This window comes from Streptacidiphilus melanogenes (genome assembly GCF_000787835.1).
In the GTDB taxonomy this organism is placed as follows: domain Bacteria; phylum Actinomycetota; class Actinomycetes; order Streptomycetales; family Streptomycetaceae; genus Streptacidiphilus; species Streptacidiphilus melanogenes.
Window position 1 is genome coordinate 224,477 of record NZ_BBPP01000008.1, and the last position, 10,707, is coordinate 235,183.

A 10,707-nucleotide genomic window follows, 5' to 3' on the forward strand; every position below is an offset into this window, starting at 1 on the left:
CCCGTACTGCGTGCCACCGGAGGCGACGAGCCGCTGCGCGAGGGATGCGCGCACCTCCTCGGAGCCGGCCGGCCATGGCGTCGCGCTCGGCGCGGGTCTGGCGGGCCCGCTGCTCTCAGCCTCCTCGGGCGCCGGCCGCTGCGCGGACGCGACATGGGAGGTCTGGTCGTCGCGGTCGGTCGGCCGGTTGACCGCTCCAGCCGTCCCCGTCCCCGTCCCCGTCCCCGTCGTCGCGCGTCGCGGGTCGCCGTCGGCGGACCGACCTGCCTCGGGCCCCTCGCTGGGCGGCTGTTGGGCCGGCCGGGCAGCGGTGGTCCCGTCCTCGACCGCAGGTGGGGGTTCGTCGGGGTGCGAGTCCTGGCCCAGGGCCCGGAGGGCCTCCTCCGTGTTGGGTTTGACCAGGGTCGGGCGGGCGCGCAGGGCCTCGCGCAGGGCGTCGGCGTCGGCGTCGACGAGGGTGGGGAGGCCGGCGTCGGAGGCGAGGTGGACCAGTTCGGCGTAGGCGTCGCGGGGGACGCCCGGGGGGAGACTGCCGGAGAGGACGACGGCCCGCGCGGCGGGGAGCGCCGCGCGGAAGTCGGCCAGGAAGCGGGTCCACTCCGCCGCGGAGACCTGCGGGCCCGGTTCCCAGAAACCCGTCACCCCGCCCGTCGCCGCACCGTCCTGCGTGGCGTCCACGACCGCGACCGTGCGGCGCGTCGTGCCCGCGATCGCGGTGAAGCGGTGCGCGACGCCGGCCGCGTCCAGTTCCTCCCGCAGCTCCGCGCCGGACGCGCCGCCCGCCAGGCCGAGGGCGAGCACCGGCTCGCCCAACGAGGCCAGCACGCGCGCGGTGTTGACGCCCTTGCCGCCCGCCCGCGCGGCGACCGAGCGGACGCGGTGGGTCGCGCCGGGGCGGACGCCGCCCGCGACGACATAGGTGACGTCGAGGGCGGCGTTCAGGGTGACGGTGACGATCACGCCGACAGCACCACCGAACGGGTCAGGTGCTGCGGGTTGTCGACGTCCCGGCCGAGCCGGTCGGCCAGGGCGACGCCGAGGCGCTGGACCTTGACGAGTTCCGCCAGCGGGTCGTGACGGGCCGTCACCAGGTGTGCGCCGGTCGCCAGGACCTGCTCGGCGAGGCCGTCCGGGAGGGCGCCGAGGCTCCACACCGCACGGCCGGGGCGGGCGACGCTGATCGGGCCGTGGCGGTACTCCATCGCGGGGTAGGACTCGGTCCACCAGGCCGCGGTCTCGCGGACCTTGAGCGCGGCCTCGCGGGCCACGCCGTAGCTCCAGCCGCGGCCGAGGAAGGAGACCTGCTCGGCGTCGAGGAGCTCGGGCGCGAGCTCCGTGTCCAGCGCCTCCTGGGCCTGCGCGGGCAGGTGGGCGACGGACTCGCCGAGGTGCGCGCGGAGCAGCACCAGCTGCGAGGTGGGGAAGCGGGTCTGCACCACCGAGCGCTCGTCGGCCCAGTCGAGGACGACGAGGTCCCGCGCGAGGTCGGCGACGGGCGTCGCCGGGTCCGCGGTGATCGCCGTGGTGGCGACCTCTCCGCGCACCGCCTCCAGCAGGCCGAGCACCTCCGTGGTGGTGCCGGAGCGCGTCAGCGCGAGCACGCGGTCGTAGCGGCGGGCGAAGCCCTCGCCGAGCGGGGCCTCGGACGCGGCGAACGCGTCGGTCTCGCCGACGCCCGCGCCCTCCCGCAGGGCGGCGTAGGCCTGGGCCATGAACCACGAGGTGCCGCAACCGACGACGGCGACCCGCTCGCCGGGGCGCGGCAGCAGGGCGGCGACCGAGGGCAGCAGGTCCAGCGCCCGCTGCCAGCACGCGGGCTGGGACTCGATTTCCGACGAGGTCTGCGAGGCGGCGGTCACCGGCGGCACCTTCTCTCGATTCAGGTGCGCATGTGCGCACTCTTGCTCACTTGAGCGTACAGATGAACAAGACCGAGCATAGCGAGCCGCGCCGGAAAGCGAAACGCCCCGCCCGGCGAAAGCCGGACAGGGCGGTGCGTCAGCAGGGGGCGGAGCGGCCTACTCCTCCTCGACGATCCCGGTCTCCTCCAGGTCCAGCGCGCGCTGGAGCCGCCGCCTGGTCCCGTCCGTGATGCGGCGCTCCTCGTAGAGCCGGGCCAATTCCGCCGCCTCGGCGCGGATCAGCTCGTGGCGCAGTTCGCGGTGCGCGGCCACCAGCGTGGAGTCGGCGTCCGGTTCCTCGTCGAGCTGCGCCCTGGCGTGGTCCAGGCGCGCCTGCAGGCTGCGGCGCAGCTGCTCCACGACCACCTGTGGCGCGGCCTCGACGTCGGCGACCTGCTCCAGCCGGGCCAGGCCCGCGCGGGCGAGTCGGTCGCGCGCCTCGGCCTCCTCGCGGGCGGTCGCCGCCGGCTCCAGCGCGATACGCGAGGCGCGCACCACCGGAGCGAGCGTGAATCCCTGCAGTACCAGCGTCAGCACCACCACGCCGGTGGTCAGTACGAGCACCAGCGAGCGGTGGGGCAGCGGCTGCCCGTCGTTCGCGAGCAGCGGGATCGACAGGGCTGCCGCCAGGGGCATCACGCCGCGCGTCCCGGCCCAGGAGATGACGGCCGGCACTCGCCAGGAGACGACCGCCGCGCCGCGCCGCCGCTGCATGGCCGCGGACATCGGGAAGACCCAGAGCATCCGAGTGGCGATCAGCAGCGTCGCGATGGCCAGCACGTCGAGCGGCCAGCTCTCCGCGTCCGCGCCCAGACCGTGAATCAGGGAGGGCAGTTCGAGGCCGATGATGGCGAAGACGACGCTCTCCAGCAGGAAGACGACGGTCTGGTAGACGGCGTGCACCTGGAGCCGGATGCGGGCGCCGGTCAGCCGGTTCCCCATCGAGCCCAGCGTCACGCCCGCGACGACGACGGCGGTGACGCCCGAGGTGTGCGCGTCCTCGGCCAGGACGTAGGCGGCGTACGGGGTGACCAGCGCGATCACCGTCTCCAGCACCGGGTCCTCGGTGCGCTTGCGGATCTGTGCCACCACGAGTGCGACCAGCCACCCGACGACCGCGCCGCCCCCGCCCAGCAGCACGAACTCTCCCGCCGCGCGCGGCAGGGAGAAGGAACCGGCCGCCACGGCCGTCCCGACGGCGACCTTGAACAGCACGAGGCTGGTCGCGTCGTTGAACAGGCTCTCCGCCTGCACCATGACCTGGATCCGCGGCGGCAGTGCGAGTCTGCGTCCCAGGGCGGTCACCGCGACGGGGTCGGTGCTGGCCAGCACCGCGCCGAGGACGAACGCCATGGGCGCGGTGAGCGGGGTCAGTGCGCCCGCGAGCAGCCCCACGGCCGCGGCCGAGGCGAGCACCAGCCCGAAGGCGAGCACCGCGACCGGCCGCCAGACCAGCCGCAGGTCGCGCAGGGATATCTCCTCGGCGGAGGCGTAGAGCAGGGGCGGCAGCACGCCGACGCTGATGACCTGCGGCGGCACGTGCAGGTCCGGGGTGAAGGGCATCGCGCCGATCACCACGCCGACGACCACGAGCACCGAGGGCGCGGGCAGGCTCCACCGCCGGGCACCGGTGGCCACCAGGGTGGCCAGGGCCACCAGCAGCAGAACGGCGGTCAGATCGGTCATCGGCGCGGGGCTTCCGGTCTCTCGTGCGGTCACGGACGTCTCCCGGGGCGTTTCTGCCCCGGCTCGCCGACCAGCCTTCCCGGCTCACCTCGCGCAATCCGCCGCGCTGGCGCGCACGGACTCCGTAAAGATCCTGTCAAGACGCGGTGGTCGAACGCAAGCCCGAACAGGTGAGAGTCCCAGGGAAAGCGGAACCGCCCCCCGGCGCGCGGAGGCGCCGGGGGGCGGTGGTGACGGGTCCTGCGGAGTCCGTCAGGGGGAGCAGAGGTGGTCAGCCCTTGGCCGACCCGAACGGCGCCGAGCCGTCACCCGTGGCGACGCGCGGGGCGTCCGAGCCCGGCTGGGCGAGCGGCTGCTGCACCGCACGCGGCGACGGCGCGCCGCCCGCCGTGCTGGAGATGGCACCCAGGTCGTGGTGGACCTGGAGCGCCACGCGCTCGATGGTCGTGATGCCGTAGCCCATGGTCGACTGGTTGTCGGTCAGCACGACCATGCGGTAGTCACGGCCGGAGCCGTTGAAGATGCCGAGGCTGTTCACGCGCCAGCCGAGGGTGGCGCGCGGCAGCCAGCCGTTCTTGACGTGCGCGGTGACGCCCTTCGGGGTCCCGTAGGGGGTGCCCCAGCGCTGGTCGGACTCCACGCTCGCCATCAGGCTCTGCGCGAAGGCCTTCCCCTTGGGGGTGAGCACGTCGGTGCGGTCCGTCAGGGCGTCCAGCAGCTTCATCTCGTCGTGGGCGGTGATCTGGGTCAGGCCCCAGTAACCGCCCGGGCCGAGCACGGTGTTGGACATGCCGACCTTCCGCAGGAAGGCGTTGATCTCGGTGCGTCCCAGGTAGTCCCACAGGTTGGTCGCGGCCTGGTTGTCCGAGTTCCGGATCATGGGGTACAGGTTGTCGAGCTCGTAGGAGTTGAGGTACTTGCCCTTCTCCTTCCACAGCACCGCCCCCATGATCGCCGCCTTGACGACGCTCGCGGAGTCGAAGTGGTAGGTCGCGTGCAGGGAGCAGGACACCCCCGTGTGCGGATCCCACACGTCCAGCGCGTAGGTGTCCGTGCGGCCGCGCAGCGCTGACGTGATGTCACGCGACAGCTTGGCCGCGAGCGAGGGGTGGCTGGTGGAGATGCAGACGGGGGTGGTCGCCGCGGCGGCCGGCTGGGCGAGGCCCAGCGGGGCCAGGGTGGCGACGGCGACGGCGCCGAGCCCCCCGGCCAGCGCGCGCTGGGCGCGCGCCTTGAAGGATGATGCCACCGAAATGGATCCTTCCGACGTCGGAAACGGTCGCTTGTGCTAGACGAGTGTGCGAGTTGACGCCTCGTCTGCACTGCAGACTTTCCGAAAGTCGGATCGGGTTGCACCAAAAAGGGTAACGATCAGGTGATCAGTTCGGGCTCGGACCGACGACCCGTGCGGGAGTCCTTCTGCTCCGGGTCGGCCGGACCGCTTCCGTCCCTGGCCACCAGGGCCGCATAGTGCCCGCCGAGGGCCAGCAGCTGTTCGTGCGTGCCGCGTTCGACGATCCGGCCCGCGTCCAGCACGACGATCTCGTCCGCGTCGCGGACGGTGGAGAGCCGGTGCGCGATGGTGATGGTGGTCCGGCCGGCGGTGAGGTGGTCCAGCGCCTGCTGCACCGCCTGCTCGGTCTGCGTGTCCAGCGCGCTCGTCGCCTCGTCCAGGACCAGGACCGGCGGGTCGCGCAGGATGGTGCGGGCGATGGCCAGGCGCTGCTTCTCGCCGCCGGAGAAGCGGTAGCCGCGCTCGCCGACCAGCGTCGCATAGCCGTCCGGCAGCGAGGCGATGTGGTCGTGGATCTGCGCGGCGCGGGCCGCGGCCTCCAGTTCCGCGTCGGTCGCCTCCGGCTTGGCGAAGCGCAGGTTCTCCGCGACGGAGGCATGGAACAGGTACGTCTCCTGGGAGACCACGCCGACCGCGTCGGCCAGCGCGGTGAAGCTGAGGTCGCGCACGTCCGTGCCGTCGATGGTGACCCGGCCCTGCGTCACGTCGTACAGGCGCGGCACCAGGTAGCTGAGGGTCGTCTTGCCGGAGCCGGTCTCGCCGACCACGGCGAGGCTGCCGCCGGGCGGGACGGTCAGGTCGACGTCCTCGAGCGTCGGGCGCTCCTGCCGGCTCTCGTACCGGAAGCCCACGCCCTCGAAGCGCACCTCGCCGTGGGCGCGCCCGGCAGGGGTGACCGCGTCCGGGTGCTCGGTGATGTCCGGCACCAGGTCCAGGTACTCGAAGATGCGCTGGAACAGCGCCAGCGAGACCTGCACCGCGACGCCGACCTGCAGCAGCGAGACGGTCGGCCGGAACAGGCTCTGCTGCAGCGAGGTGAACGCGACCAGCGTGCCGAGCGAGATCGTCGCGCCGTGCGCGCCGACGAGCCCGGCGGCCCAGTAGATGACGGCCGGCATCGCGGCCATGACGATCTGGATCGTCGACTGCCGCCAGCGCCCGGCCATGTCGGCGCGCACCTCGAGGTCGGCCAGCGAGGCCGACTCGTGGGCGAAGTCGTCGCTGAGGGCGCGCGAGCGCCCCATGGTGCGGCCCAGCAGGATGCCGGAGACCGACAGGGACTCCTGCATGATCGAGGAGATGGACGCGAGCTGGCGCTGCCGCTCGCCCGCTATCCGCCGCCGCTCGTTGCCGACCCGGCGGCTGATCCAGACGAACACCGGCAGCAGGCAGAGCGAGACGATCGTCAGCTTCCAGTCCAGCGCCGCCATGGCGACGACGGTGGCGACGACCGAGGTCGAGTTGGAGACCAGTGAGGTGGCCGTGGAGGTCACCGTGGCCTGCATGCCGCCGATGTCGTTGGCGATCCGCGACTGCACCTCGCCGGTGCGGGTGCGGGTGAAGAACGCCAGCGGCATCCGCTGCAGGTGCGCGTAGACGGCGGTGCGCAGGTCGTGCATGACGTGCTGGCCCACGCTGGTGGACAGGTACGTCTGCCAGACGTTGAACACGGAGTTCGCGACGGCCACCGCGATCATCCCGAGCGCGAGCACCGTCAGCAGGCCGGTGCGCCGCTCGGGGATCGCGACGTCCAGGATCGCCCGCAGCAGGAACGGCGAGGCGACCGACACCAGGGACGACAGGCCCACCAGCACCGCGACCACGGCGAGTCGCCCCCGGTAGGCACGGAACAGCCGCAGGATGCGCCGCAGCTGCCGGGGCGGCCGTGGCGCATCGGGATCACGCGGCGGGGGAGTCCAGTCGGGAACCGGAGGTTTCATACCATCGAGCATAGCTCATTATTGCTGTCGCTAATAGTGAGTCTAGCTCAGTGCTGAAGGCTGTCCGCGCCCCGGTACCCCTCCGGCACGCCCGGCACCAGCACGACGTCGGCGACCATGTGGCGGGTGCGCAGCTCCAGGATGTCCCGGTAGACGGGGGAGTCGTACCAGGCCCGCGCCCGCTCGATGTCCGGGAACTCGATCAGGATCAGGTCGCCGACCCAGCTGCCCTCCCTCGCCTCCGTGGGGTTCCCGTGGACCAGGAACCGGCCCCCGAACGCGTCCAGGGTCGCGTCGATCCGCTCCAGGTACTCGACGATGTCCGGACCGAACTCGACGGAGTGGACGTGGGCCATGGCGTAGGCGGTCATCTCGCTGCTCCTCAACGCTCTTCGGTGCTCGTGCTTCCCGGTGTTCCGGCTTCGATGACTCCACCTTCGCGGAAGGGGGCAGGGCGCCGAATCTGTCGCGCTTAGGTACTCCGCAGCGCGGGTTCCGGTCGCCTGGGACGCGTGCGCTCCGCCCAGGCGCCCAGCGGAGGTCCGGCCGCGCCCACGACCGCGAAGAACCGGAAGCCCGCCCTGGTGCACCTGCTGCCCGGGGCCCCCGCATGATCATGTCGGTCAGTCTGACAGCGGAGCCCGCCGCACCTGCAGGGCCGCGGATCTACGCTGGTAGGGAGGGCAAGCGAGCCGACTCGGAGCGGCGTCATGGTCTTCACCGATCGTCGGCAGGCGGGGAGGAGGCTCGCCGCGTGCCTGGAGCATCTGCGCGGTGAGGACGTGGTGGTGCTCGGGCTGCCGCGTGGGGGTGTGCCCGTGGCGGCGGAGGTGGCGGCGCGGCTGGAGGCGCCGCTCGACGTCGTGGTGGTGCGCAAGCTCGGCGTTCCCTACCAGCCGGAGCTCGGTATGGGTGCGATCGGCGAGGGAGGGGTGCGGGTGCTCAACGACGAGGTGATCGGCATGGCCGGGACCAGCGAGGACGCGCTGGGCCGCGTCGAGCGGGAGGAACGCTCGGAGCTGGAGCGCCGGGTGCGCCGCTACCGCGGCGACCGGCCGCCCGTCGATGTCGCGGGCCGGACCGCCGTCGTCGTCGACGACGGCATCGCCACCGGCTCGACCGCGCAGGCAGCCTGCCGGATCGTGCGCGCCCAGGGGGCCGCGCGGATCGTCCTCGCCGTGCCCGTCGCGCCCCGCGGGATCTCCTCGGCGTTCCGTGGCTTCGCAGACGAGGTGGTCGTCGTCGACACCCCGACGTGGTTCGCGGCCATCGGCCAGTTCTACGACGACTTCGCCCAGACCTCCGACGCCGAGGTGCTGGACTGTCTGGGCCGCGCCGCGTCCCGCTGACCAACCCGCTGCGACCGCGTCGGGACTCCGCTGGGACGACCGTTTTCTGAGAACTTGGCCGCGTTGTGCCGCCCGGCTTTTCGACGGCGCGCGACAGGCGCATGGTGGTGGGATACGCCTGTTCGCGATCCGAGGATGGTGAGCGCAGATGGCGGACGAACAGAGCCGGAGCGCGGGGGCGAGCCCGGGGGGCAACAGACGACCCGGCGGAGGGCGGCGGGCCAGGATCGTGGCCGTGGTGGCCGGGGCCGCCGTCGTCGGAGGGGGAATCTGGTTCGCGGTGGCCGGGGGAGGGGGCAGTCCGGCGCCCCCTCCCCCGCCCACGTCGCCGTCACCGACCTCGCCCGCCCCGCCCCCGCACCCCTCACCGTCCCCGGCGCCGACGGTCAACCCGCTGACCGGCCAGGGGAAGAGCGGCGGTCACGTGATCGCCGTGAAGATCGACAACGTCGGCGACGCGCAGTTCCAGCAGTCCGGGCTCAACTCCGCCGACCTCGTCTACGTGATTCAGGTCGAAGGGGGGCTCAGCCGCTACCTCGTCGTCTTCGACAGCAGCCACGCCTCCGTGCGCGTCGGTCCGGTCCGCAGCGCACGGCAGACCGACATCCCGCTGCTGGCTCCCTACGGACGCGTCGGCCTCGTCTACTCCGGCGCGATATCCGGCCTCAAGCCCGACCTGGCCGCCGCCAACCTGCAGACCATCAACCCCATCCAGCACAACAACCTGTTCAGCAACGGCGGCAGTTCACCGACCTACATCCGCACCGGCCAGATCTTCTCGGCGTTCCCCAACCTCGCGCAGACCAAGGACGTCGGCTTCCGCTTCGGCCCCGAGCCCGCAGGTGGAACCGGAGCCTCCTCGGTGCGCGCGAAGATGCCCGCGGCGTCCTTCGTCTTCACCGCCTCCGGTGCGAAGTGGCTGGTCACGGTGGACGGGCACGCCCTGAACACCATCGACGCCGGGCAGGCCGACACCGACAACGTGATCATCCAGCACGTCCACGTCGTCCCCGGCAAGTACACCGACCACAACGCCGGCCACGCCGACAACGAGGTCTTCTCCCAGACCACGGGTTCGGGCAGCGCCGACTTCTACCGCGACGGAAAGGTCTGGCACGGCCAGTGGTCCAAGCCCAACGACAACGCACCCACCAGCTACACCGTGGGCGGCAAGCCGATGAACCTGACCCCGGGCCGTACCTGGATCGTCCTCGAGGGCTGAGGCCCGGACCGGGCTACCGCGCCGCGGGGCCGGCGAGATAGGCGAAGTCGTGCGAGGCCATGTCGTGCAGCCGCTGGGAGAGGTCCTCCAGCGCGCGGCTGACCGCGAGCTCGTCGCCGATGTCCGGCACCGAGCGGTCAGCGGGGTTCCGGCGCGCGACTCCGCGCCCGGTCGCCATCGGCGCCCCCGCGTCCGTCATGACGGCGCGCGCCTCGGTGCGGGCGTCGTCCTCGTCGATGGTCACGGCGACGGTCCAGTGCTTGGTCTTCATGGGATCACCCGTTCCTGCCTCTCCCACCAGTGCGCCACGCCTGCCCGCAACCGTCCACTCCTGCGCGAGCCCCGAGCGGGGTGGTGGGTCAGCGACGCGCCTCGGCCGAGCCGGGCCGCAGGGCTCCCCACGCGGGCGGCGGCCGTGGCCGGAGCCCTGTCTAGCTGCGCGGAGACGGTCACGGAGCTCCGTGGCAGAGCCGGTCACGGAGCCCGGTGAGGGAGGGGCAGGTGGCCATGCCCCGGAGTCCCGGCCGCGCGTTAAGTCGCGTGCGGGCGACGGCCCGGGGCTGCCAGCATGGCCACATGACCACGCCGCCGAGCCCCCACCCGACTCCGATGCCGACCCCGTTCCCGGTTCCCGCCGCCGCGCACGACTCGCTGGAGGGTCTCGCGCTCGGCGACGCCTTCGGGGAGCGCTGGTTCGGGCTGTTCCGCTCGCCGCAGGAGGCGGCGGTGCAGATCCAGGACCGGATCACCCCGCCTGAGTCGCCCTGGCACTGGACCGACGACACCGCGATGGCGCTCGCGCTGCTGCGCGTGCTGGTGTTCCAGGACGCCGTGCACCAGGAGGACCTGGCGCTGTCCTTCGGCGCGACCTTCCTCGCCGATCCGGCCCGCGGCTACGGCCGCGGTATGCGCGGGCTGCTCCCGGTCCTGGCGGACCGGCCCGCCGACTGGCGGGCCGAGAGCCGGAAGCTGTTCCGCGGTGAGGGCAGCCTCGGCAACGGCGCGGCGATGCGGGTCGCACCGCTCGGCGCGTGGTTCGCCGGCGACCTGGACGAGGCCGTCGCCCAGGCGGCCTTCTCCGCCGAGGTCACCCACGCCCACCCGGAGGCCCTCGCGGGGGCCGTCGCGGTCGCGGCCGCCGCGGCCCTCGCCGCCGCCAGCCGCGGCGGCGCCGCTCCGGCCACCGGCGAACTGCTCGCGCAGGTCGCGGAGGTGACGCCGGAGGGCGCCGTGCGGGACGGGCTGCACCGTGCCGCGGACCTCGTGCCCGGGGTGGAGGCATGGCGGGCGGCCGACGTGCTCGGCAGCGGCAGGC

Annotated in this window: 9 protein-coding genes and 1 pseudogene; 3 read left to right on the forward strand and 7 right to left on the reverse strand. The window is 73.1% G+C overall.

Annotated features, from left to right (window positions below):
- The 6 genes from TR49_RS39895 to TR49_RS12090 all read right to left on the reverse strand — a co-directional run.
- The coding region (locus TR49_RS39895) for a PfkB family carbohydrate kinase (RefSeq protein WP_052434215.1) at nt 1-960 on the reverse strand (960 nt) is incomplete at its 3' end.
- Nucleotides 957-1,859: an SIS domain-containing protein gene (locus TR49_RS12070; protein ID WP_052434230.1), complete on the reverse strand. Its 903-nt coding sequence runs from the start codon at nt 1,857-1,859 to the stop codon at nt 957-959. The genes TR49_RS39895 and TR49_RS12070, both read right to left, overlap by 4 nt.
- Before the next feature lie 159 nt (nt 1,860-2,018).
- A complete protein-coding gene (locus tag TR49_RS12075) occupies nt 2,019-3,587 on the reverse strand; it encodes a Na+/H+ antiporter (protein WP_042380665.1) in 1,569 nt (522 codons plus the stop codon).
- Nucleotides 3,588-3,858: 271 nt separating this feature from the next.
- Nucleotides 3,859-4,836 carry a serine hydrolase gene (locus tag TR49_RS12080; protein WP_063770072.1) on the reverse strand — a complete coding sequence of 326 codons (978 nt, stop codon included), beginning with the start codon at nt 4,834-4,836 and terminating at the stop codon, nt 3,859-3,861.
- 122 nt (nt 4,837-4,958) lie between these two features.
- The gene (locus TR49_RS12085) at nt 4,959-6,821 is read right to left on the reverse strand and encodes an ABC transporter ATP-binding protein (protein ID WP_042380666.1); all 1,863 of its coding nucleotides are present in this window, start codon (nt 6,819-6,821) and stop codon (nt 4,959-4,961) included.
- A 47-nt stretch (nt 6,822-6,868) separates the two neighbouring features.
- The gene (locus tag TR49_RS12090; RefSeq protein ID WP_042380668.1) at nt 6,869-7,192 is read right to left on the reverse strand and encodes a DUF1330 domain-containing protein; all 324 of its coding nucleotides are present in this window, start codon (nt 7,190-7,192) and stop codon (nt 6,869-6,871) included.
- A gap of 339 nt (nt 7,193-7,531) precedes the next feature.
- Here TR49_RS12090 and TR49_RS12095 point away from each other — a divergent pair.
- Nucleotides 7,532-8,164, forward strand: a pseudogene (locus TR49_RS12095) (phosphoribosyltransferase); the annotation flags it as partial.
- Between the two features lie 154 nt (nt 8,165-8,318).
- Nucleotides 8,319-9,392, forward strand: coding sequence for a DUF3048 domain-containing protein (locus tag TR49_RS12100; protein ID WP_084724816.1), 1,074 nt, complete (start codon nt 8,319-8,321; stop codon nt 9,390-9,392).
- A gap of 13 nt (nt 9,393-9,405) precedes the next feature.
- Here TR49_RS12100 and TR49_RS12105 read toward each other — a convergent pair whose 3' ends face one another.
- On the reverse strand, nt 9,406-9,663 hold the full coding sequence (locus TR49_RS12105; RefSeq protein WP_042364661.1) for a dsRBD fold-containing protein: 258 nt from the start codon (nt 9,661-9,663) through the stop codon (nt 9,406-9,408).
- Between the two features lie 305 nt (nt 9,664-9,968).
- Between TR49_RS12105 and TR49_RS12110 the strand changes: the two genes are divergently transcribed.
- A partial coding sequence (locus TR49_RS12110; protein ID WP_084724817.1) for an ADP-ribosylglycohydrolase family protein occupies nt 9,969-10,707 on the forward strand: 739 nt, incomplete at its 3' end.

What these genes read in the sequence shown, in the direction of transcription:
- TR49_RS12100 (WP_084724816.1), top strand. Translation starts at nt 8,319, where the DNA reads ATGGCGGACGAACAGAGCCGGAGCGCGGGGGCGAGCCCGGGGGGCAAC.
- TR49_RS12085 (WP_042380666.1), bottom strand. Translation starts at nt 6,821, where the DNA reads ATGAAACCTCCGGTTCCCGACTGGACTCCCCCGCCGCGTGATCCCGAT.
- TR49_RS12090 (WP_042380668.1), bottom strand. Translation starts at nt 7,192, where the DNA reads ATGACCGCCTACGCCATGGCCCACGTCCACTCCGTCGAGTTCGGTCCG.
- TR49_RS12105 (WP_042364661.1), bottom strand. Translation starts at nt 9,663, where the DNA reads ATGAAGACCAAGCACTGGACCGTCGCCGTGACCATCGACGAGGACGAC.
- TR49_RS12075 (WP_042380665.1), bottom strand. Translation starts at nt 3,587, where the DNA reads ATGACCGATCTGACCGCCGTTCTGCTGCTGGTGGCCCTGGCCACCCTG.